At 65.6% G+C, this 22,783-nt stretch carries 20 protein-coding genes and 1 tRNA gene; 7 read left to right on the forward strand and 14 right to left on the reverse strand.

Going from position 1 to position 22,783, the window contains the following annotated elements:
* Nucleotides 1-33: 33 nt before the first annotated feature.
* Entirely contained in the window at nt 34-954 is a 921-nt protein-coding gene (locus ABIC90_RS18990; protein ID WP_354356727.1) for a LysR substrate-binding domain-containing protein, read from the reverse strand.
* Between the two features lie 111 nt (nt 955-1,065).
* Here ABIC90_RS18990 and ABIC90_RS18995 point away from each other — a divergent pair, with 111 nt between their 5' ends.
* Nucleotides 1,066-2,304, forward strand: coding sequence for a pyridoxal-phosphate dependent enzyme (locus ABIC90_RS18995; protein ID WP_354356729.1), 1,239 nt, complete (start codon nt 1,066-1,068; stop codon nt 2,302-2,304).
* A 31-nt stretch (nt 2,305-2,335) separates the two neighbouring features.
* Here the strand turns inward: ABIC90_RS18995 and ABIC90_RS19000 are convergent, their stop codons facing one another.
* On the reverse strand, nt 2,336-2,962 hold the full coding sequence (locus ABIC90_RS19000) for a helix-turn-helix transcriptional regulator (protein ID WP_354356731.1): 627 nt from the start codon (nt 2,960-2,962) through the stop codon (nt 2,336-2,338).
* Between the two features lie 98 nt (nt 2,963-3,060).
* Here ABIC90_RS19000 and ABIC90_RS19005 point away from each other — a divergent pair, with 98 nt between their 5' ends.
* Entirely contained in the window at nt 3,061-4,212 is a 1,152-nt protein-coding gene (locus tag ABIC90_RS19005; RefSeq protein ID WP_354356733.1) for a threonine synthase, read from the forward strand.
* A 4-nt stretch (nt 4,213-4,216) separates the two neighbouring features.
* Here the strand turns inward: ABIC90_RS19005 and ABIC90_RS19010 are convergent, their stop codons facing one another.
* Both ABIC90_RS19010 and ABIC90_RS19015 read right to left on the reverse strand, forming a co-directional pair.
* Nucleotides 4,217-5,203: an ornithine cyclodeaminase family protein gene (locus ABIC90_RS19010; RefSeq protein WP_354356735.1), complete on the reverse strand. Its 987-nt coding sequence runs from the start codon at nt 5,201-5,203 to the stop codon at nt 4,217-4,219.
* 44 nt (nt 5,204-5,247) lie between these two features.
* Nucleotides 5,248-5,556 carry a hypothetical protein gene (locus tag ABIC90_RS19015; RefSeq protein WP_354356737.1) on the reverse strand — a complete coding sequence of 103 codons (309 nt, stop codon included), beginning with the start codon at nt 5,554-5,556 and terminating at the stop codon, nt 5,248-5,250.
* A 209-nt stretch (nt 5,557-5,765) separates the two neighbouring features.
* Here ABIC90_RS19015 and secA point away from each other — a divergent pair, with 209 nt between their 5' ends.
* Genes secA through ABIC90_RS19040 form a run of 5 tightly spaced genes read left to right on the forward strand, consistent with a single transcriptional unit; the run spans nt 5,766 to nt 13,148 of the window.
* A complete protein-coding gene (gene secA, locus ABIC90_RS19020; protein ID WP_354356739.1) occupies nt 5,766-8,552 on the forward strand; it encodes a preprotein translocase subunit SecA in 2,787 nt (928 codons plus the stop codon).
* A gap of 30 nt (nt 8,553-8,582) precedes the next feature.
* On the forward strand, nt 8,583-9,812 hold the full coding sequence (gene argJ, locus ABIC90_RS19025; RefSeq protein ID WP_354356741.1) for a bifunctional glutamate N-acetyltransferase/amino-acid acetyltransferase ArgJ: 1,230 nt from the start codon (nt 8,583-8,585) through the stop codon (nt 9,810-9,812).
* Nucleotides 9,809-10,684, forward strand: coding sequence for an ATP-binding protein (locus ABIC90_RS19030; protein WP_354356743.1), 876 nt, complete (start codon nt 9,809-9,811; stop codon nt 10,682-10,684). Before argJ ends, ABIC90_RS19030 begins: the two co-directional genes overlap by 4 nt.
* Nucleotides 10,681-11,145 (forward strand): (deoxy)nucleoside triphosphate pyrophosphohydrolase, encoded by a 465-nt coding sequence (locus tag ABIC90_RS19035; RefSeq protein WP_354356745.1) that lies wholly within the window; start codon nt 10,681-10,683, stop codon nt 11,143-11,145. Before ABIC90_RS19030 ends, ABIC90_RS19035 begins: the two co-directional genes overlap by 4 nt.
* Before the next feature lie 56 nt (nt 11,146-11,201).
* On the forward strand, nt 11,202-13,148 hold the full coding sequence (locus tag ABIC90_RS19040) for an acyltransferase family protein (RefSeq protein WP_354356747.1): 1,947 nt from the start codon (nt 11,202-11,204) through the stop codon (nt 13,146-13,148).
* 15 nt (nt 13,149-13,163) lie between these two features.
* Here the strand turns inward: ABIC90_RS19040 and ABIC90_RS19045 are convergent, their stop codons facing one another.
* From ABIC90_RS19045 to ABIC90_RS19090, 10 genes are all read right to left on the reverse strand, one after another.
* The gene (locus tag ABIC90_RS19045; protein WP_354356749.1) at nt 13,164-13,376 is read right to left on the reverse strand and encodes a DNA gyrase inhibitor YacG; all 213 of its coding nucleotides are present in this window, start codon (nt 13,374-13,376) and stop codon (nt 13,164-13,166) included.
* A gap of 55 nt (nt 13,377-13,431) precedes the next feature.
* Entirely contained in the window at nt 13,432-14,187 is a 756-nt protein-coding gene (gene zapD, locus ABIC90_RS19050; RefSeq protein ID WP_354356751.1) for a cell division protein ZapD, read from the reverse strand.
* Nucleotides 14,188-14,223: 36 nt separating this feature from the next.
* Entirely contained in the window at nt 14,224-15,237 is a 1,014-nt protein-coding gene (locus ABIC90_RS19055; RefSeq protein ID WP_354356753.1) for a hypothetical protein, read from the reverse strand.
* Nucleotides 15,238-15,249: 12 nt separating this feature from the next.
* The gene (locus tag ABIC90_RS19060; protein WP_436318225.1) at nt 15,250-16,743 is read right to left on the reverse strand and encodes an MBOAT family O-acyltransferase; all 1,494 of its coding nucleotides are present in this window, start codon (nt 16,741-16,743) and stop codon (nt 15,250-15,252) included.
* Between the two features lie 73 nt (nt 16,744-16,816).
* Entirely contained in the window at nt 16,817-17,425 is a 609-nt protein-coding gene (gene coaE, locus ABIC90_RS19065) for a dephospho-CoA kinase (protein WP_354356757.1), read from the reverse strand.
* Between the two features lie 8 nt (nt 17,426-17,433).
* Nucleotides 17,434-18,399 carry a prepilin peptidase gene (locus tag ABIC90_RS19070; protein WP_354356759.1) on the reverse strand — a complete coding sequence of 322 codons (966 nt, stop codon included), beginning with the start codon at nt 18,397-18,399 and terminating at the stop codon, nt 17,434-17,436.
* Nucleotides 18,399-19,628, reverse strand: a complete 1,230-nt coding sequence (locus ABIC90_RS19075) for a type II secretion system F family protein (protein ID WP_354356761.1) — start codon at nt 19,626-19,628, stop codon at nt 18,399-18,401. Before ABIC90_RS19075 ends, ABIC90_RS19070 begins: the two co-directional genes overlap by 1 nt.
* A gap of 24 nt (nt 19,629-19,652) precedes the next feature.
* Nucleotides 19,653-21,386 (reverse strand): type IV-A pilus assembly ATPase PilB, encoded by a 1,734-nt coding sequence (pilB, locus tag ABIC90_RS19080; protein ID WP_354356763.1) that lies wholly within the window; start codon nt 21,384-21,386, stop codon nt 19,653-19,655.
* A 112-nt stretch (nt 21,387-21,498) separates the two neighbouring features.
* A tRNA-Pro gene (locus ABIC90_RS19085) sits at nt 21,499-21,575 on the reverse strand.
* A gap of 46 nt (nt 21,576-21,621) precedes the next feature.
* Nucleotides 21,622-22,614, reverse strand: coding sequence for a polyprenyl synthetase family protein (locus ABIC90_RS19090; RefSeq protein WP_354356765.1), 993 nt, complete (start codon nt 22,612-22,614; stop codon nt 21,622-21,624).
* Nucleotides 22,615-22,783 lie beyond the last annotated feature (169 nt).

The raw sequence follows: 22,783 nt of genomic DNA on the forward strand, positions 1-22,783 counted from the left end.
GCTCGCGCGAGGCCAGCAAGGCCCGGAGCCTGCTCAACGCAGGTGGCGCTGCATCAGCTTCTCGTCCTCCGCCAGCTGAAGGCGCATGAGCGAGAGAAAGTCGCGCGCCGTCGCCGAGAGCACCTTGCCGGCCGGCAGCGCCAGGATGCAGGTGAAGTGCACGTCGATGGAGAACCGGCGCACCACCAGCCCGCGTTCGGCGTAGTCGAGCGCGGTGATCGGGTTGACCAGCCCCACGCCCAGGCCGCGCAGCGCCATCTCGCACACGCTGGCCGCATAGGAGGTCTGCACCAGCGTGCGCAGCGCCACGCCGTAGGGCGCGAGCGCGGCCTCCAGCCGCTGGTGCGTGGGGTCTTCGGGGTTGAGCGAGAGAAAGGGCGCCTCCGCCAGCTGCTCCGGCTTGATGGTCTTGAAGCGCGCGAGCGCATGGCCTTCGGGCATCACGACCACGCCGGGAAAGCGCGCAAACGTCGAGTGGTCGATGCCTTCGAGCGAGAGTTCGTCGGCCATCAGGCCGAAGTCGGAAATGCCCATGGCCACCCGGTCGCGCACATCCTTGGAGCTGAGCACCTGCAGCGACACCTGCGGCCAGGGGCTCGCACCGCGGTGCGCCTTCAGCCGGGCGAGGGCGCGCGGCATGAAGCCCAAGCCGTAGGCCGGAAAGCAGCTGAGCTCCAGCTGGGTGACGCCGAAGTCGCGCAGGCTCTTCACCCGGTGCTCGATGGCGTCCATGCCGATGAAGACGCGTTCCACCTCGACCCACAGCGCGCGTGCTTCGGGCGTGGGCACCAGCCGGCCGCCGGTGCGCTGGAACAGCAGCATGCCCGCCTGCGCCTCCAGCCGCTTGAGCGACTGGCTGATGGCGGGCTGCGTCACATGCAGCAGGGCCGCAGCCTTGCGGGTGGAGCTGCCGCGCATGAGCGCGCGGAAGGTCTCGATTTCGGCGAATCGCATTGTGGCGGGCTGATAAGTTTGCTTATCGCTTGAGTACTTTCAGGGGTGTAATTTTATTTCCGAATGCATAAGATTTAGGCAACAACATAAAGACAACCCAAGGGACAACACGTGACGCCATCGCCAGTTCTGGACTTCAAGTTCGCCGACATGCCGGCGCCCGCCCCGGCCGCTCCCTCCGCAAGTCCGCTCCCCAGCACGCTGGCCCGAACGTTCAAGCCGGTGCGCAATCCCCGCCTTCGCGGCCTGCAGTGCCTGCGCTGCGATGCGCTCTACCCGGTCACGTTGACGCACGACGGCTGCCCCGCCTGCAAGCGCGCGGGCTTTCATGTCGCCTTGCGCGCGAGCTACATGCAGGACGCAGGCGAAGGCCCCGATGCGGTGCCGATGCCTTATGCGCCCGGTTTCACGCTCGGCGAAGGCCGCACGCCGATGCAGGACATGCCGGCGCTGGCGCATCACCTGGGCGTCGCGCGGCTGGGCCTGAAGGACGAGTCGAGCAACCCTACCGGCTCGCACAAGGACCGGATGACGGCGGTGGGCGTGGCCCAGGCGCTGGATTTCGGCGCTCACACGCTGGTGCTCGCTTCGTCGGGCAATGCCGCGGTGTCGGCGGCGCACTATGCGTGGGCGGCCGGGCTGCGATGCGAGATCGCCACCTACGAAGGCATGCCGGCCACCTACACGCGGCAGCTCGATGCGCTGGGCGCGCGGCGCTATGTGTTCGCCGACAACGCCGGCCGCTGGGCCTTCGTGCGGGAGCGCGCGCAGTACCCCGGCTACTTCGCGCTGACCAACTACCGCCTGCCCGCGCTCGGCAGCGCGCCGCTGGCGATCGAGGGCTACAAGCCCATCGCGATCGAATGCGTGGCCGACGGCGGCGTGCCGGACCACATCGTGATTCCCACCGCGCGGGGCGACCTGGCCTGGGGCATCTACGCGGGCTTTCGCGATCTGCTCGCGGCGGGGCGCATCGCGCGCCTGCCCAAGCTGTGGCTGGTGGAGCCTTTTCCGCGTCTATCGCGTGTGCTCGCGGGCGGGGCGCTCAACGGCAGCTACCCCGGCCACACGGCACAGTTCTCGACGGCGGGCGCGACGGTGACCTACCTGCAGTGGCAGGCCGCCACCGCCACCGGCGGCGGTGCGGTGGTGGTGAGCGACGACGAAGCGCGCGCGGCGCGGCGTCTTCTCACCGCGGCCGGCGTGAGCGCCGAGCTGTGCGCGGCCAGCGGCCTGGCCGCGCTGCGGCAACTGCGCGAGAGCCATGCCGTCGCCTGCGATGCGCATGTGGTGCTGATGCTCACGGCCAATGCATCGGGCGATCCGAGCTGGCCCGACCCGGCCGTCTGACACGGGCAGGCGGCCATCATCTGCCGCGCGGCTACTTCGCGTCGCTGTACACGGTGGCGCGCGACACACCCATGTGCGCCGCGGCGATTTCCGCCCCGCGGCGGATTTCCAGGAAGCCTGCCTTCTTGAGTTCCTGCACGAGCAGCTTGCGGTCCGCCGGCTTCAGCGAACGCGAGGTGGTGGCGCGCGCGGCCGCGAATTCGTCGATGCGCGAATGGATGCGCACCGCGTGGTTGGCGCCGGTGTCCAGGTGCTCGTGCACCTCCTTGTCGTCGATGCGCGTGAATTGCGAGATCGCGCCCTGGAAGCTCTGGAACAGCGTCAGGTCGACGTTGAGGCACAGCGCCGCCACGTACTCGCCGCTCTCGTCCTTCACGCCGATGGAGGTGCTCTTGACCTTGCGCCCGTCGGAAAAGGTGTTGGCGTAGTTGGAGATCACCGCCGGGTACTCGGGGTCGCGGATGCGCGCCAGCCCGAGCTCGGTGACCGACTGCCCCACCTGCCGGCCGCTCAGGTTGTTCTCGATCGCGTAGATCGCGTTCTTCGGATTGCTCAGGTCGTGCACCACGACTTCGCAGAAGGGCGAGAAGGTTTCGCCCAGCCCTTCGGCCATGTTGCGCAGCATCTCCAGGAGCTGTTTGTTCGACTTCTTTTTCATGCCCGGAATGTATCCAGGTCTGGACGAACAATCCAAATTGTACAAAAAGTACATTATTGGATATATCATCCAGAATAGAAAAAACCGGAGAACCGCGCATGCCAACCAACGAACCTGCCCGCTACATTGACCCCCGCACCGGCAAGTACCACGCGCTGTCCGAACGCCGCTGGCGCTCCGACGACGGCAACCCGATGCTGGTGACGCCCTTGCCCGGCATCACGCGAGACGACATCGATGCGCGCGAGCGCTCGGTGTGGCGCTACCGCGCGGCGTTGCCGGTGGCGATCGAAAAACCGGTGAGCCTGGGCGAAGGCTGCACGCCGCTGCTGCAAAAGCGCTGGGGCGGGCTCGATCCGTATTTCAAGCTCGAGTGGTTCAACCCGACCTGCAGCTTCAAGGACCGCGGCGCGGCCGTGATGATCTCCTTCCTGCGGCAATTGGGCGTCGACGCGGTGCTGGAAGACAGCTCGGGCAACGGCGGCGCGGCCATCGCGGCATCGGGCGCGGCGGCGGGCATGCGGGTGAAGGTGCTCGCGCCCAGCTACACGCCGGCGCCCAAGGTGGCGCAGATCCGGGCCTTCGGTGCGGAGGTTCAACTGGTGCCCGGGCCGCGAGAGGCGTCCGAGCACGAGGCGGTTCGCCAGTCTGAATCGATCTTCTATGCAAGCCACAACTGGCATCCGTTCTTCCTGCAGGGCACGAAGACGCTGGCCTATGAACTGTGGGAAGACCTGGGCTTCGCCGTGCCCGACAACGTGGTGATTCCGGCCGGGGCGGGCAGCAATGTGCTCGGGTGCTGGATCGGCTTCAAGGAGTTGATGGCCGCTGGGCAGATCGCGAAGCTGCCGCGTCTTTTCGTCGCGCAACCGCTCAATTGCTCGCCGGTCGATGCGAGCTTTGCCGCCGGTGCAGACACGCCGGTGGACCGCGTCGTGAAGCCGACCATCGCCGAAGGCACGGCCATCAAGCGGCCGGTGCGCTTGCAGGAAATTCTTCAGGCGCTGCGGGAGACGAACGGCAGGACGGTGGCGCTGACGGAAGAGCAGATCATGGCGGCGGTGCGCCGGCTGGCTTCCACCGGCCTCTATGCCGAACCCACATCCGCAACGGCCGCTGCGGCCATCGAGGTGTTGGCGCAGCGGGGCGACATCAAGGCCGGCGAAACCACGGTCGTGCTGCTGACCGGCACGGGACTGAAGTCGACGCAGTTCATGACCGAACTGTTCGGCGGCACCGCAGCCGCCTGAACGGCTACCAGGGCCAGGCGATGCGCGTGCCTGTGCCCGTGGCGTTCGCGCGCGCGTGGAGCAGGCGCGCCACGGTCAGGTCCTGCAGGGCGAGGCCGGTCATGTCGAAGACGGTGATGTCGCCAGGCGCGCGGACGAACGAGGTCTTGCCGCTCAGCAGATCGCCCAGTTCGGTGGCCGGCGCGTCGGGCGCCCATTGGGTTTCGCCGATCTGCTGCGCCTGCGCGCCGTCGTCCACGAAAAGGCGGACGCGTGTCAGCAGGCCTGGCGGAAGTTCGCGCTTGCCGCGCGTGTCGGCGCCTACGCAGGTCAGATGCGTGCCGGGTTGCACCGCCTCCAGATCGAACAGCGCGCCGGCGCCCGGCGTTGCGGTGATCACCACATCGCTGTGGGCGACGGCCGCGTTGCGGTCGGCGGCGGGTGCGATGTCGCAGCGGCCGGCGAAGTGCGCCTCGAAGGCCGCGTTGCGCTGGGTGCCGGTGCCCACGTAGCGCACCTCGTGCAGGGAAGGCAGCAGGCGCAGCGCAAAGTCGAGCTGGACGCGCGCCTGCACGCCGGTGCCGAAGAGGCACAGCCGCGTGCTGTCGGGCCGCGCGAGTTGCTGCAGGCCGAGCGCGCCCGCGGCGCCGGTTCGCATGGTCGTGACCGCGTTGCCGTCGATGAGGCACAGCGGCCGGCCGGTGCCGGGATCGATCAGCACGATGGTCGCCTGATGCGGCTCGCCGCCGCGCTGCCGGTTGGCGGGCCAGAAGCCGGCCGCCTTGAAGCCGAGCAGGCCCTGCGCCTGCACGTCACCCGACTTGATGCCGAACACACCGCCCGTGGCGAGGGGCTCGCGCACGACCGGGAACACGCGCCCCTCGCGGTCGCTGTGAAGAACGAAGGCCTCGCGCGTGGCTTCGAGGGCGTCGCCGGGGGTGAGGAGGGTGTCGACCTGGTGCTTGTCGAGCAGCAGGAGAAGGGCGTCGGCCGGGGCCGTGGAAGGTGTCATCTGGAAATATTATCCAGTACAAGACAAAAAATCAAACCAACGTGTCAGCGCCCGGTGTGCACCTTGATCCGGATCGTCGCCACGTCCCAGCCCCGGTTCTTCAGGCGGGTCACCAGCATCGGCGACAGCTGGCGCAGCTTGGCGGCCGCGGCGCTGCCCTTGACCAGCAGGCACCAGACGTCGCCCTCGGCCGGCCCGGCCTGCACCGCACCGCGCATGGCCGGCGGGATCAGGCCTTCCACGGCCTTGAGCCGCTCGGAGGCATCGCGCGCGCGCGCCATCAGGCTGCCCAGCGTGGGCGAGCCTTCTGCAGCCTGGTGCAGGCTGATGGCGGGGGCGAGGCGGCGATGCATGGGTAATCCGGTAGGTGGAACAAGACAGCTAAAATGCCCGGTTTGCCGGCGTTCGCGCTGGAAAAAAGGCCGCTGGCTTCTTGACTCGTCTGGAACTCGTTCCCGAACTTGATTTCGAAGAGAGCGCGCCCCAACTGCTTTCACCATATCTTAGGGAATCCGGTCGCAGTGCCTGTCGTTCGTGTCAGGCGCACGCCCATCTCCACCCAATGGCAACCAACTTCCTGACCCAGATCTTCGGCAGTCGCAACGACCGGCTCCTCAAGCAGTATCGCAAGACGGTGGAACGCATCAATGCGCTCGAACCCGAGTTCGAGAAGCTCAGCGACGACGCGCTGCGCGCCAAGACGCAGGAGTTCAAGGACCGCGTGGCCAAGGGCGAATCGCTCGACGCCCTGCTGCCCGAGGCTTTTGCCACGGTGCGCGAGGGCTCCAAGCGTTCGATGAAGATGCGCCACTTTGACGTCCAGCTGCTCGGCGGCATGGCGCTGCACAACGGCAAGATCTCCGAAATGCGCACCGGCGAAGGCAAGACGCTGACCGCCACGCTGCCGGTGTACCTGAATGCGCTGTCGGGCAAGGGTGTGCACGTGGTCACGGTGAACGACTACCTCGCCAGCCGCGACGCCAAGTGGATGGGCCGGCTCTACAACTTCCTGGGGCTGTCGGTGGGCATCAACCTGCCCCAGATGCCGCGCGAAGAGAAGCAGGAAGCCTACCGAAGCGACATCACCTACGGCACCAACAACGAGTACGGCTTCGACTACCTGCGCGACAACATGGTGTACGAGCCGGGCGACCGGGTGCAGCGCCAGCTGAACTTCGCGATCGTCGACGAAGTCGACTCGATCCTGATCGACGAGGCCCGCACGCCGCTGATCATCAGCGGCCAGGCCGAAGACCATACCGACCTCTACCTGGCCATCAACAAGGTGGTGCCGCTGCTCAAGAAGCAGGAAGGCGAAGCCGACCCGCGCACCGGCGAAGGCGTCACGGTGCCGGGCGACTTCACGGTCGACGAGAAGACCCACCAGGTGTTCCTGACCGAAGACGGCCACGAGAACGCCGAGCGCATCCTGGGCGAGTTCAAGCTGCTGCCCGAAGGCGCATCGCTCTACGACCCGGCCAACATCACGCTGATGCACCACCTGACGGCGGCGCTGCGCGCCCGCCACCTGTACCACCGCGACCAGCACTACGTGGTCCAGGAGGGCGAAGTGGTCATCGTCGACGAGTTCACCGGCCGCCTCATGACAGGCCGCCGCTGGAGCGACGGCCTGCACCAGGCGGTGGAAGCCAAGGAAGGCGTCGAGATCCAGGCCGAGAACCAGACGATGGCCTCGATCACCTTCCAGAACTACTTCCGCCTCTACAACAAGCTGGCCGGCATGACCGGCACGGCCGACACCGAAGCCTACGAGTTCCAGGAGATCTACGGTCTGGAGACCATGATCATTCCGCCGAACCGCATCAGCAAGCGCGAAGACCAGCTGGACCGCGTCTACAAGACGACGCGCGAGAAGTACCAGGCGGCCATCCAGGACATCCGCGAGTGCTACGAGCGCGGCCAGCCGGTGCTGGTGGGCACCTCGTCCATCGAGAACTCCGAAATCATCGACGGCCTGCTCACCGAGGCCGGCCTGCCGCACCAGGTGCTCAACGCCAAGCAGCACGCCCGCGAAGCCGACATCGTGGCGCAGGCCGGCCGCACGAAGATGATCACCATCGCGACCAACATGGCTGGCCGCGGCACCGACATCGTGCTGGGCGGCAACATCGAGAAGATGATCGAGGCCATCGAGAACGACGAGGGCCGCGACGAAGCGACCAAGCAGGCCGACATCGCGCATGTGCGCGCCGAATGGACCAAGGACCACGAATTCGTCAAGTCGCTGGGCGGCCTGCGCATCATTGCCACCGAGCGCCATGAATCGCGCCGCATCGACAACCAGCTGCGCGGCCGTTCGGGCCGCCAGGGCGACCCGGGCTCCTCGCGCTTCTACCTGAGCCTGGACGATCCGCTGATGCGCATCTTCGCGGGCGACCGCGTCAAGGCGATCATGGACCGCCTGAAGATGCCCGACGGCGAAGCCATCGAGGCGGGCATCGTCACCCGCAGCATCGAGAGCGCGCAGCGCAAGGTCGAGGCGCGCAACTTCGACATCCGCAAGCAGTTGCTCGAGTACGACGACGTGTCGAACGACCAGCGCAAGGTGATCTACCAGCAGCGCAACGACATCCTCGATGCGACCGATCTCAACGCGCAGATCGCCGCGCTGCGCGAAGGCTGCTTCATGGACCTGGTGCGCCAGTACGTGCCCGCCGAATCGGTCGAGGAGCAGTGGGACCTGGAAGGCCTGGAGAAAACGCTCTTCACCGAGTGGGGCCTGGACATGCCGCTCAAGAAGGAGGTCGAGGCCTCCGACGCCATCTCCGACGAGGACGTGCTCGAGAAGGTGGTCAAGGCCGCCAACGAAACCTTCGACGCCAAGCTGGCGCTGATCGGCCAGGAGAACTTCACCCAGTTCGAACGCATGGTGCTGCTGCAGAGCATCGACACCCACTGGCGCGAACACCTGGCCTCGCTCGACTACCTGCGCCAGGGCATCCATCTGCGCGGCTACGCGCAAAAGCAGCCCAAGCAGGAGTACAAGCGCGAAGCCTTCGAGCTCTTCGGCCAGTTGCTCGACTCGGTGAAGAACGAAGTCACGCGCCAGCTGATGACGGTGCGCGTGCAGTCCGGCGAGCAGCTCGAGCAAGCCGCCGAAGCCATGGAAAGCCGCGGCGAGAACGTTGCCAACATCACCTACACCGCGCCCACGGAAACGGGCGAGGTCGAAGTGCGCGTGGACGAGGAAAGCCAGCGCCGGATCGCGGCTGCCGGTCTGGGTGCCCTGAGCGCCGAGGCTGCCGCCTTTGCCCGCGTCGGCCGCAACGACCCGTGCCCGTGCGGCAGCGGCAAGAAGTACAAGCAATGCCACGGCAAGCTGAGCTGAAGTCCCGAACTTTTCATTGAGAGCAATTCCATGCCCGTGAACCTGTCCGCCCCTGATCCCGCCGCCTTGTTCGCGGTGCCCGGCGTCCGCATCGGCGTGGCCGAAGCGGGCGTGCGCAAGGCCAACCGCAAGGACCTGACCGTCGTGCTGATCGACGAAGGCTCGGCGGTCGGCGGCGTGTTCACCCAGAACCGTTTCTGCGCGGCGCCGGTGCAGGTCTGCCGCGACCACCTGGCGGCCAACTACGGCATCCGCGCGATGGTGATCAACACCGGCAACGCCAACGCCGGCACCGGCGAAGACGGCCTGATGCGTACGCGCTCCACCTGCATCGCGCTTGCGCGCAAGCTGGAGATTGCGCCCGAGCAGATCCTGCCGTTTTCGACCGGCGTGATCATGGAGCCGCTGCCCGTGGACCGCATCGAAGCCGGCCTGCCCGCCGCGCTGGCCGACGCTTCGGAAAACCACTGGGCCCGTGCCGCCGAAGGCATCATGACCACCGACACGATCCCCAAGGCGTTCAGCCAGAAGGTCCAGATCGGCGGCGCCACTGTCACCATCACCGGCATCAGCAAGGGCGCCGGCATGATCCGCCCGAACATGGCCACCATGCTGGGCTTCATGGCGACCGACGCGAAGATCGATCCGTCGCTGATCCAGCCGCTGGCCAGGCTGCTGGCCGACGCCTCGTTCAACCGCGTGACCATCGATGGCGACACCTCGACCAACGATTCGTTCGTGGTCATCGCCACGCAAAAGGCGGCGCACGCCACGATCACCTCGCTGGAATCGGCCGACGGCCAGGCGCTGGTGGCCGCGATGCAGAACGTGGCGCGCCTGCTGGCGCAGGCCATCGTGCGCGACGGCGAAGGCGCGACCAAGTTCATCACCATCCAGGTCGAAGGCGGGCGCGATGCCGCCGAGTGCAAGCAGGTGGCTTACGCCATCGCGCATTCGCCGCTGGTCAAGACCGCGTTCTACGCCAGCGACCCGAACCTGGGCCGCATCCTGGCGGCCGTCGGCTATGCAGGCATTGCCGACCTCGACCAGACCGGCATCGACCTGTTCCTGGACGACGTGCATGTGGCGGTCAAGGGCGGGCGCAACCCGGCGTACCGCGAGGAAGACGGCCAGCGCGTGATGAAGCAGAGCGAGATCACGGTGCGCGTCGGCCTCGGCCGCGGCAATGCCAGCGAAACCGTCTGGACCTGCGACTTCAGCCATGAATACGTGACCATCAACGCCGACTACAGGTCATGAACGAGCAGTTCCAGAAGCTGATCGAGCGCGCCGAACAGCTGATTGGCCGCATCGAATCGATCCTGCCGCAGCCGCTGTCCGCACCCGCCGACTGGAACGCCTCCATCGCCTGGCGCTACCGCCGCCGCAACTCCGGCCACGGCGTGCTGGAGCCGGTGAAGCACGTGGCCACGATGGCGCTCGATTCGCTCAAGGAAATCGACGTCCAGAAGGAAAAGATCGAGCGCAACACGCGCCAGTTCGTCGAAGGCAAGCCGGCCAACAACGTGCTGCTGACGGGCGCGCGCGGCACGGGCAAGTCCTCGCTGATTCGGGCCTGCCTGCAGGCCTATGCGCCGCAGGGGCTGCGCCTCATCGAGGTCGACAAGGCCGAGCTGGTCGACCTGCCCGACATCGTCGAGGTGGTGTCGCAGCGCCCCGAGAAGTTCATCGTCTTCAGCGACGACTTGAGCTTCGATGAAGGCGAGCCGGGGTACAAGGCGCTCAAGTCGATCCTGGACGGGTCGATTGCGGCATCGACGCCCAATGTGCTGATCTACGCGACCAGCAACCGGCGCCACCTGCTGCCCGAGTACATGAAGGACAACCTCAGCTACACCCACACCGAGGACGGCGAAGTCCATCCGGGCGAGGTGATCGAGGAAAAGATTTCGCTGTCCGAGCGTTTCGGCCTCTGGGTGAGCTTCTATCCCTTCAGCCAGAACGAGTACCTGACGATCGTGGGGCAGTGGCTCTCGTCGTTCGGCGTCGATGCGGCCGCCATCGCGGCGGCGCGGCCCGAGGCGCTGGTCTGGGCGCTGGAGCGAGGTTCGCGCAGCGGCCGTGTGGCCTACCAGTTCGCCCGCGACTATGCGGGGCGGAGCAACGCATGAGCGCGCAAGAGCAAGACAGCGGCGCGCGCAAGCACACCGAGGTGGCGGTCGGCGTGCTGATCCGCCTGACCGACGACGCGCTGCTGCTCTCGACCCGGCCTGAAGGCAAGGCCTATGCGGGCTACTGGGAGTTTCCGGGCGGCAAGATCGAAGCCGGCGAAACGGTCGAAGAAGCCCTGCGCCGCGAACTGCACGAAGAGCTGGGCATCACCATCGAAGGTGCTTCGGTCTGGAAGGTCACGGAGCACGACTATCCGCATGCGCTGGTGCGCCTGCACTGGTGCAAGGTGACGGCTTGGACCGGCGAGTTCGAGATGCGCGAAGGCCAGGCCATGGCGTGGCAACAACTGCCGCTGGACGTGGCGCCGGTGCTGCCGGGCGCGCTGCCGGTGCTCGAATGGCTGGTGCAGGAGCGGGGCCTGCCTGCTTCGGCGGCACTGGCCGTCTCGACCCTGGCCTGATGGAGACGGCGGGCCGGTACATCGGCCGCGCAGCGTCGCAGGCCTGAACCCGAAGAATGCACCCGAAGTACCGCCCCGACATCGACGGCCTGCGCGCCGTCGCCGTGGCATCGGTGCTGGCCTTTCATGCGTTTCCCGATGCGCTGCCGGGCGGCTTCATCGGGGTCGACATCTTCTTCGTGATCTCGGGCTTCCTGATCACGACGATCATCATGCAGAGCCACGCGGCGGGCGACTTCAGCTACCGCGACTTCTATGCGCGGCGCATCCGGCGGATCTTTCCGGCGCTGATGCTGGTGCTGGCGGCCACGCTGGCCTTCGGCTGGTATGCGCTGTTGCCCAGGGAGTTTGCCGAGCTCGGCAAGCAGGCGGCGGGCGGCGCGGCCTTCGTGGCCAACTTCATCTTCTGGGGCGAATCGGGCTACTTCGATACCGCGGCCGAGACCAAGCCGTTGCTGCACCTGTGGTCGCTCGGGATCGAGGAGCAGTTCTATATTTTCTGGCCGATCCTGCTGGGCGTGGCATGGCGCCGGCGCTGGCCGGTGGTGCGGGTGCTGTGGGCGTTGGCGGTGGTGTCGTTCCTGGTCAACGTGACGACGGTGCATCCGTTTCGCGAGGCGGCTTTCTATTCGCCGCTGTCGCGCTTCTGGGAACTGATGGTGGGCGGCATCCTGGCGTGCATGCGCCTCAAGCCGGTGGCGCCGAGCGTGTGGCGAAGCCACATCCAGTCGGTGCTGGGCGTGGGGCTGATCGTGCTGGGGCTCGTGATGACGCGCAGCGACAAGGCGTTTCCGGGCTGGTGGGCGCTGCTGCCGACGCTGGGCGCGGTGAGCTGCATCGCGGCCGGGCCGGGCGGGGTGCTGAACAGGTACCTGTTGTCGAACCGGGTCATGGTGTGGATCGGGCTCATCAGCTACCCGCTCTACCTCTGGCACTGGCCGCTGCTGGTCTACGCGCGGATCGTGGAAGAGGGCACGCCTTCTGCCTGGGTGCGCGCCGGCGCCGTAGCGGCGACCGTGGTGCTGGCGTGGGGCACGTACCGCTTTCTGGAGCGGGCTACGCGGGCGCGCACCGGCGTCGGCATGCTGCGCGCGCTCGCGGGTTCCGGCGTGGCTGTGGCCCTGGTCGGCGTGGTGGCGCTGGGCGGCATGCCGCCGCGCAACGGCAGCGACCTGTTGCGCAAGGTGACCGACGCGACGGTGGACGACAACTACTACGACGGCTTCAAGCAGGAAAAGCTGGGGCAGCACAAGGTCGAGCGCATCGGCGACGGGGTGCGCAAGGTGCTGCTGATCGGGGACAGCCACGTCCAGCAATACGCCCCGCGTGCGCGTGAGCTGGCGCGCAGTTCGCCCGAGCGGATGGCCACGGCCTACTTCGCCACCTATGGCGCCTGCCCGCCGGTGCCCGGCGTGCTGTCCGATGGCAACCCCGGCTGCGACAAGGCGCGCACCGGCATGCTCGAGCTGGCGCTGGATCCGCAGATCGACACGGTCGTGGTCGGCGGATGCTGGAACTGCTACTTCACCGGAAATTTCCCGCTGGCCTTTTACTTCCAGGACGGCACCGGGGCCTATCCGGTCAACAACGGCGGACCCGGTCTCGCGCGCTCGCTCGATGCGCTCGAAAAGCTGCTGGCCGAACTGGTCCGGCACAAGAAGAAGGTGTACCTGCTGCTGGACAACGCGCGCAGCGTGGAGTTCGAACCCCGTCGCCTGATCGAGGGCAGCCGCATGGGAGAGATGCGGGCACTGACCAGCACCCCCACCGGCCCGCTGCCGGACGAGCAGGCGCAGCTCAATGTGCGGCTTCAGCGCATCGCCGCGGCCAGCGGGGCGGAAGCCATCGACGTGCTGGCTCAGCTTTGCAAGGCCGGTGAATGCGTGCGGGCCATGCCAGACGGCACGCCGGTCTACAAGGACCGGGAGCACCTGCGGCCCTTCTACGTGCGGGAGCACGCGGGCTATCTCGACCCGGTGTTTCTGGGTTCAGGCGGTCGCTAGAAAGCGCCGCTTCGGTTACTGGATCTTGGGGTCGCCGAAGGGGTCGTCGTCAGGCGGGGCTTCGGCCGGCATCCGGAATTCTTCGCTGGCCCAGGCGCCCAGGTCGATGCCTTTGCAACGGGCGCTGCAGAAAGGGCGGTAAGGGTTGGAGGGCGCGTAGATGCTGTCGCCGCCGCACGCCGGGCAACGGACGATCCGCTCGCCTTGGTCGTTCACCTTGCCTGTCATTCGATGGCCTCCGAGTTGCGCGCTGCGGTATTCGCCTTGGGAGTGGCCCGGCGGCTCATGCGCAGAGCGTCAGTTCGAAGGGCGCGTCTTCCGTGCTCTGGTGCAGGCGGTCGTCGGCCTCGTGCCGCATGAGCCTCACCGACACCATGAGGCGGTTGCCGCTGATCTCAGGGATCAGCCCCAGCCGGGGATCGATGCGCAGACGCAGCAGCTGGAAGCTGCGGCCCTGCGGCAGGTTCTGCTGGAACTGGCCGTGCGTGGCGATGACCTTGTAGGGCACATCGGCGTCGCGCAGCAGCTTGAGCAGCAGATAGATGGAAGAGGCCAGCGGCGAGAGCGTGTTCGACCAGCGCTCCAGATCGGCGCGTCGGCTGGCCGGCGGTCGGTGCTGCCAGGCGTAGTAGGCGGGCAGGTCGAATTCGCAGGTGCCGCCCGGGATGCCGGCGCGGCTGCGGATGCTCATGAGCCACTCGTTCTCGGTCAGCGACTGGCCGGCCTTGCCCGCCACGCCGTTGAGGGCGGCGAAGTTGCCTTCGAGCTGGCCGACCACTTGGTCCAGCACGGTTTCAGCAATCGCCGGATTGCCCCGGTAGCTGTTGAAGACGTTCTTGTGCTTGTCCAGGTCGCGCAGCACGTCGGCCTTGAGGTCGGCGCGCGCCGCCACATCCATGATCTCGAAGATCGTGATGAGGGCGTAGTGATGGGACAGCGGCGATTCCGAAGGCACCAGTTCTCCGAGGCGACGGAACAGGTGTTCCAGCCTCAGGTAGGTGCGGATGCGCTCGTTGAAGGGGTACTCGTAAAGGATCACGCGTGTTTATCGGTTTCCTGTCGCGGGATCATAACTTCAGGGTGATTTGGAAGGGGGCGTCGGAAGCACCTCGCGCACGGCCGCAAGCATGCGGTCGCCGAGCAGGAGCTGTCCGTGCATCGACATGTGAGTGTCGTTCGAGAAATAGAAGTCGCGCACCTGGGTGTGCTTTTCGCGTGCAAAGGCAAAAAGGTCGGGACCTGTCAATCCGGATTCGCGGAAGCCGGCTTCGAAATCCTTCGAGTAGTCGGGCTTCAGGTAAACGGTCGTCTTGTTGGGGATCACCATCCACATGATCGGGATGGCGCTGTGCGTCTTGGTGAAATCCTTCATCCACTGGAGGTGGGCGACGGTCAGCGGGCCATTGTCTTCGTCTTCCGCGAAGAAGGGCATCTTCTCGCACAAGCGATGGGAGAAGAACTTGCAGCCGTCCGGCACCGGGCGCACCCAGGTGTTCCAGTCGAAGTAGGTGTCGGTTGCAGACTTTTTCGCTTTCCAGGTGTTGTAGTAGGTGGTCACGCCGGTCATGAACTGGACGTTCCAGTTGGGCGACGAACTGGGCACGGTCTCGTCGGGCTTGACCAGCGGATGCGGCATGGCGTCGTAGGGCATGCGCATCTTCTGGCACTTGGCGCTGTCCTTGGTGCGGTCGCCCAGCAGGCGCTCGACGCTCTCGATGATGATCAGCTTGCCCTTGAAGCCCGAGCGCTGGATCCATTGGTCGAAGTCGCCGCACATCGCATTTTCGTACTGGCCCCAGTAGGTGGTCGAGACGCGGTAGCCGGCCGCAACGAGCTTGGACTGCCAGCGGAAGGTCATGGAGAAGCTGTCGCCGATGACCATGATGTCGGCCTGATCGACCGGCGTGCCCTTCAGCAATGCCGGGTCGACCTTCGGCGGCGGCGCCGTCCAGCCGAATTCACGCTCGGACAGCCGGCCGATCCGCGTGAGGTCGCCATAGGGAATGGGGCTGGTCAGCGAAACGATCCACAGCCCCATCAGCACGATGTAGCCGATGAGGAAGAACCGCAGCCAGACTTTCGCGGGCATCGTCATGTCGAATCAGAATTGGAAGTAGAGGAACGGGCTGTAGTTGCCCAGCTTCGAGACGCACCAGGCGAACAGCGCGAAGGTGCCGACGGCCAGCACCGCCGTGGAGAGCCAGGCCATGACAGGCCGGCCGGCAACGGCCTTCGGATGCGGAATCCAGCGCTCGAGCGTGATGGTGGGCGGCAGCGCCAGGCAGATGATGATGCCGACCAGCATGGTCTGGAAGAACTCCGGCTTGCGATAGGGCACCGGGCCCAGTTCGCTGAACGCCGAGGCCGGCGCGCCGTGCAGGCCGAGCATGCCCTTGTAGACGGCCATGGCCGCTTGCATGCTTTCGGCGCGGAAGACGACCCAGGCCACCACCACGCACAGGAAGGTCAGCAGCCAGCCCAGCACATGGGCGATGCGGCCGGGCGTGACGTTGCGCCGCACCTTGGAATTCCACAGGTGGTTGATCATGAGGAAGGCGCCGTGCAGTGCACCCCAGATCACGAAGGTCCAGGCGGCGCCATGCCACAGGCCACCCAGCAGCATCGTGAGGAACAGGTTCAGGTAGCGCCGCGCCGGCCCCTTGCGGTTGCCGCCCAGCGGCACGTACAGATAGTCGCGCAGGAAGGTCGACAGCGAGATGTGCCAGCGGCGCCAGAACTCGATGATGTTGGTCGACTTGTAGGGCGAGCGGAAGTTGAGCGGCAGCCGCACGCCCAGGCACAGCGAGAGGCCCACGGCCATGTCCGAGTAGCCCGAGAAGTCGAAATAGATCTGCAGCGTGTAGGCCAGCGCACCGAACCATGCGGTGTAGAGCGTGGGCTCGATGCCCTTGTGCACGCCGTTGAACATCATGTCGGCGTACTGGCCCATGGGGTCGGCGATGAGCAGTTTCTTGGCCAGGCCGAAGGTGAAGATCGCGATGCCGATCGCCACCTTGTTGGCATCGACACGGTAAGTCGCTGCATTGGCGAACTGCGGCATCATCTGCGCGTGATGCAGCACGGGGCCCGCGATCAGGTGCGGGAAGTAGGTCACGAACAGCAGGTAATGGACGAAGCTGCGCTCATGTACCTTGCCCTGCCAGCAGTCGACCAGGAAGGCGATCTGCGTGAAGGTATAGAACGAGATGCCGATCGGCAGCACGATGTGCACCAGTTCGATGGGCGTGAGGCCCGCCGCGATCAGTCCGGCGTCGACGTTCTGCAGGAAGAAGTTGGCGTACTTGAAGACGGCAAGCACGCCCAGGTTGACCACCAGCGCGGCGATCAGCAGCGTCTTGCGCTTGCGATCGTCGCGGCCCGGCGCGGGCGACAGGTGCAGTCCGAACCAATAGTTGACGCAGATCGAGCCCAGCAGCAGCGGCAGGGCCTCGATGCTCCACCAGGCGTAGAAGAAGAGCGAGGCCAGTGCGAGAAAGCCGGCGGCGGCGCGTGTGTTGCGCTTGCCGATCAGGAAGAACCCGATCAGGACCAACGGGAAAAAGACAAAAATGAAAGGATACGAGTTGAAAAGCATCTCGGGGAGGGCACTGCGGCGAGCGCCTTTTTGTCGTAATCGTTATGCCGCCGCGGGAGCGGCCGGTCTCGGATTATCGCGTGGTGGCCGCGGCCCACAGCTTCCAGAGACCCTGCACTTCGGTTTCGAGTTCCAGGAGGGTGAGCGACTCGTTGAAAACCACCGCATCGGCGGCGGCCCGGCGCACGGCGCGAGGGGCTTGTTGCGCAATGACGGCGCGGACGGCATCGGGCGTCCAGCCCGAGCGCGCGACCACGCGCTTCAACTGCGTGGCCTCCGTGGCATCGACCACCAGCACCCGGTCCACGAGGGCCCGCCAGCGTCCGGATTCCACGAGCAGCGGCACGTCGAACACCACGACGGCGTCCTCGCCCGCGGCCGCAGCCTGCCGCTGGGTCTCGGTGCCGATCAGGGGATGCAGGATGGATTCGAGCCGGCGCTTGGCGCCCGCGTCGGCGAACACGATCTGCCGCATGGCGGCCCGGTCGAGGCCGCCGTCCGGCGCAATGACGCCGCGGCCGAATTCGGCCTCGAGGGCGGGCATGGCGATGCCGCCGGGCTGGGCGATGCTGCGGGCGATGGCGTCGGTGTCGACCAGCACGGCGCCACGGGCCACCAGCATCGTGGCAACGGTGCTCTTGCCGCTGCCGATGCCCCCCGTCAGTCCGATGCGCCGCACCATGGCGTGCGTCAGCGCAGCAACGTGCCGAGCGGGAACGCGAAGGGAACCCACTGCCTCACCAGTTCAGGACCGATGACGAGGCACACAAGCCCTGCGCCGGCCAGGAAGGGGCCGAACGCGATGGGAATGTCCTTGTGGGCGAGCTTGCCGGCAAAACGCAGCGTCAGGCCGATCACGGCGCCCACCAGCGAAGAGACAAGGATGATGGCGATGAGGTAGTCGGCCCCGAGCCATGCGCCCAGCGCAGCGAGCAGTTTGAAGTCGCCATAGCCCATGCCTTCCTTGCCCGTGATCAGGCGGTAGCCATGGTACACAAGCCAGAGGCTCAGATAGCCGAACACGGCGCCCCAGACGGCCGAGCTCAACGTCACGCCAGTCCAGCCCATGGCCGCGCCGACCAGGCCCAGCCAGAGCAGCATGTAGTTCAGCGGATCGGGCAGGAACTGGGTGTCGAAATCGATGAGGAACTGGCAGATCAGCAACGCGGCGAAGGCAGCCCACAACGCGCCGGTGGGGGTGAGGCCGAAACGCCAGCCGCAAAGGGCAAACAGGGCGCCGGTGATCGCCTCGACCAGCGGGTAGCGCGGGCTGATCGACGTCTTGCACGACGCGCAGCGGCCGCGCAGGAAGATGTAGCTCAACACGGGGATGTTCTCGTGCAGGCGGATCTTGTGTCCGCAGGCGCCGCAGCGCGATGCCGGGAGGGCCAGGTCGAAGCGGGGCAGGTTCTCGATGGCCGGGGCGGCCTTGTCGGCCGCGGCCTCGAGTTCCTTCGGTGCCTTCGACTTCGGGCCGAAAACCAGCGACCAGAGCGAAGGCTGGTCCTTGGACGACATCAGGTTGGCGACGGCGTCGGTCAGCCAGTCCCGGTACATCATCACCGGCATGCGGTAGATCACCACGTTCAGGAAGCTGCCGACCAATAGCCCCAGCACGCCGGCCAGCGCGGCGTCGAACCCTTGCGAAACCGACATCAAACGACTTGGCCGAGCTTGAAGATGGGCAGGTACATGGCCACCACGATGCCGCCGATGATGGTGCCCAGGAACACGATGATGATGGGCTCCATCAGGCTGGAGAGGCCCGCGACCATGTCGTCCACTTCGGATTCGTAGAAGTCGGCCGCCTTGCCCAGCATGTGGTCGATGGAGCCGGATTCTTCGCCGATGGAAGTCATCTGGATCACCATCGAGGGGAACAGGTTGGCGTTGGTCATGGCCGTGGTGAGGCTGGTGCCGGTCGAGACTTCCTGCTGGATCTTGGCGGTGGCATCGCCATAGACGGTGTTGCCTGAGGCTCCTCCAACGGAATCGAGCGCTTCGACGAGGGGAACGCCGGCTGCGAACATGGTCGCCAAAGTCCGGGTCCAGCGCGCAATGCAGGATTTCTCGATCAGCGTGCCGAAGATGGGAATGCGCAGCAAAAGGCGGTCCATGACCTTCTGCACGCGCTCGTTGCGCTTCCAGGCCTGCAGGAAGAAGTAGATGCCGCCGCCGAGCCCGCCGAAGATGAGCCACCAGTACGCGACGAAGAATTCACTCATACCGATCACGATGAGCGTCGGCGCCGGCAGGTCGGCGCCGAAAGAACTGAACACCTGCTTGAACGCCGGAATCACGAAGATCATGATGATCGCGATCACCACGAAGGCAACGACGACCACCGAGATCGGATACATCAGCGCCGACTTGATCTTGGACTTGATCGCCTCCGTCTTTTCCATGTAGGTGGCAAGACGGTCCAGCAGTTCTTCCAGGATACCGGCGGCCTCCCCGGCCTCGACCAGGTTGCAGTACAGGTTGTCGAAGTACTTCGGAAACTTGCGAAAGGCCGCCGACAGCGAGGTACCGGTTTCCACATCGCTTCGAATGTCATTGAGAAGCTTCGACACGCTCGCATTCGCGTTGCCGCGGCCGACGATGTCGAAGGACTGCATCAACGGCACGCCGGCCTTCATCATCGTCGCCAGTTGCCGCGTGAAGATGGCGATGTCCTTGGGCTTGATGGCCTTGCCCGAGCGCATGCGCCGCTTCTTGATCTTGGAGGCCAGCACGCCCTGGCGGCGCAACGCCGCCTGCACCTGGTTTTCGCCGGCGGCCCGGAGTTCGCCGCGCACCAGCTTGCCGTTGCGGTCCTTGCCTTCCCATTCGAAGACAAATTCCTTGTGCGTGACTTGGGCGCGGGAGGATGCCACTGTTGCCATTCGATCTCCGGTATTCAGTGTTCGTTATTCATTGGTGCAGGCCACCACTTCTTCGAGCGAAGTGAGGCCCTGCTTGACTTTTCCGAGGCCCGACTGGCGCAATGAGCGCACGCCTTCGCGCTCGGATTGCTGGGCGATGTCCAGTGCGCTGCCATCGCGCAGGATGATTTCCTGGATCGCTTCGGTGATCGGCATCACCTGGTAGATACCGACCCGGCCCTTGTAGCCGCCGCTGCATGCCGAACAGCCTACGGGGCGATAAGGCTTCCAAGAGCCGTCCAGGTCTTCTTCCTTGAAGCCTGCTTCGAGCAATGCCTCGCGCGGAATGTCGGCCGGCACGCGGCATACCGTGCAAAGCCTGCGTGTCAGGCGCTGCGCGGTGATGAGAATCACGCTGGACGCTATGTTGAAGGGCGCAATGCCCATGTTGCGCATCCGCGTGAGAGTGGTCGGCGCGTCGTTGGTGTGCAGCGTCGAGAGCACCAGGTGGCCCGTTTGCGCCGCCTTGATCGAAATATCGGCGGTTTCGAGGTCGCGGATTTCGCCGACCATGATGATGTCCGGATCCTGGCGCAGGAACGCGCGCAACGCGGTGGCGAAGGTCAGGCCGGCTCGCTCGTTGACATTGACCTGGTTGACGCCCGGCAGGTTGATTTCGGACGGATCTTCCGCCGTCGCGATGTTCACGCCCGGCTGGTTCAAGAGATTCAGGCAGGTGTAGAGCGACACCGTCTTGCCCGAGCCCGTGGGGCCGGTGACGAGCACCATGCCGTAGGGACGGCCAATTGCCTGGAGGAGTCGTTCCTTTTCGACGGCGTCGTAGCCGAGCGCATCGATGCCCAGGCGGGCGCTGCTCGGGTCAAGAATACGTACGACGATCTTTTCGCCGAACAGCGTGGGCAGCGTGCTCACGCGAAAGTCGATCACGCGGTCGGGCCCGATCTTGAGCTTCATCCGGCCGTCCTGCGGCACGCGCTTCTCGGAGATGTCCAGCCGTGAGATGACCTTGATGCGGGAGGCGAGCTTGTCCTTGATCACGGTCGGCGGGCTGGCGATCTCGCGCAGTTCGCCGTCGACCCGAAAGCGCACGCGGTAGTGGTGCTCGTAGGGCTCGAAGTGGATGTCCGAGGCGCGCATGCTGACCGCGTCGAGCAGCATCTTGTGAAGAAAGCGCACGACCGGCGCATCTTCGACCTCGGCGACGGCCTGCTCGCTGGCTTCGTTCGAGGCCTCGCTCGATGCGTCGTCGAACTCGAACTCGGAGCCGACGATGCTGTTGATCGTTTCTGCCGCGCTCACGGCGGCGGCTTCGATCATTCGCGAGAGCTTGTCGTACTCGGCGATGACCCAGTCGACGCCCAACTGGGAGGCAAACTTGATCTTTTCCGCTGCCTGCTGGTCCGAAGGGTCGGCTGTTGCAACAATGAGACGATTGTTGCGCTTGCTGAGGACGACGATGCGGTATGCGTGGCACAGCTTCGGGTCGAGCAGATCCTTGGGAAGGCGCTGGTGATCGATCGCATCGAGGTCGAGCAGCGGCGCGCCGAAGGCCGTGGAAAGGGTGTGTGCCAGGTCGGCGGCCGACACGGCGCCGGTCCCGGTCAGCTCCGCAATGAAGCTGGTACGGCCGCTCAAGGACTTCTGATAGATGTCCTCCGCAATTTTCGCGGGCAGCTTGCCGGCCGAAACCAGGGCACGCGCCAAGCCCGGGAGGGCTACTTGCGTAGGTTCTTTAACTGGAAGTTCGGCAGCGGCCATTCAGCGAATGCAAAAGATGTGAGAAAGTGCTTCACGATCATCGCTCATCGCTCCTGTGCTGTAAATCGCTACACAGCAACAGGCATGGCCATTATTTATGCCAGCCAAAGGCTGGTCGGGGTGAGAGGATTCGAACCTCCGGCCTCTACGTCCCGAACGTAGCGCTCTACCAGGCTAAGCTACACCCCGATTGGTTGCAAAAAAGTCGTCCTAGATGCCAACTCTTGTGAGGTGTTCAGGCACGTCGCTCAAGCAACTGAGCCGCCAATTGTAGCAAACCAGACGCGTGCGAATTGGAAGGAAAGTCGCGCAATGCATCGATTGCGCGTCTCGCTTCGGCGGCTGCAGCAGCGCGCGATGCGTCCAGTGCGCCGGTTTCGCGAACAATTTCGACGATCGTGCCCAATTGGGCGGTGTCGCCGGCTTCGATGGCGGCCCGCACCAGCGCGCTTTGCTCGGAAGTGCCGCGCTGCATGGCAAAAATCAAAGGCAGGGTAGTTTTGCCTTCGCGAAGGTCGTCTCCGATGTTCTTGCCGGTTTCGTGGGCATCGCCCGCATAGTCCAGAACGTCGTCGATGACCTGAAAGGCGGTGCCCAGGGCCTGTCCGTAGGTGGCGCAGGCTTCTTCGACTTCCGGTGTCGTGCCGGCGAGTACCGCCGCCAGCCGGGTGCTCGCCTCGAAGAGCTTGGCCGTCTTGGAACGGATCACGCGCAGGTAAGCCGCCTCGTCGAGTGAAGCGTCGTGCATGTTCATGAGCTGAAGCACCTCGCCTTCAGCGATGACGTTGGTTGCTTCGGCCAGGATCTGCATGATGCGCATGTTGTTGGCGTCCAACATCATCTGGAATGCGCGCGAATAGAGAAAGTCGCCCACCAGCACGCTGGCCGGATTCCCGAACGATTCGTTGGCCGTCGCGCGTCCGCGTCGTAAAGTCGATTCGTCGACCACGTCGTCATGCAGCAAAGTGGCTGTGTGGATGAATTCGACGACGGCAGCCAGATTGAAGCGCTGCTCGCCCGTGTAGCCCAATGCGCCGGACATCAGCAGCAGCAGCGCGGGCCGCAGGCGTTTGCCGCCGGCGGAGATGATGTATTTGGAGACTTGGCTCACCAGCGGCACGCCCGTGTCGAGGCGGCGGGCGATGACGCGATCGACTTCGACCATGTCGCCGGCAATCAGGTCCAGCACGGTGGCGGTGGGGGAGGTGTCGGCGGCGGGGACTGGCAAGGCGGATGCGCAAGGCGCTGCTGAAGGGAGGGCGGCCTGGAAGAGGCCGGGAGGCGCAAATTATAGGGAGCGGCGCCTGCGTGCAGGGGCGTTGCCGACGGAGGGCGTGTTAGCGGGCGCAAACCGCGCTATAATCTTGGGCTCTGCGGAATTCGCTGCGGAGACTCAT

Origin of the sequence: Variovorax boronicumulans (assembly GCF_040544675.1) — a bacterium.
Taxonomy (GTDB): Bacteria; Pseudomonadota; Gammaproteobacteria; order Burkholderiales; family Burkholderiaceae_C; genus Variovorax; species Variovorax boronicumulans_D.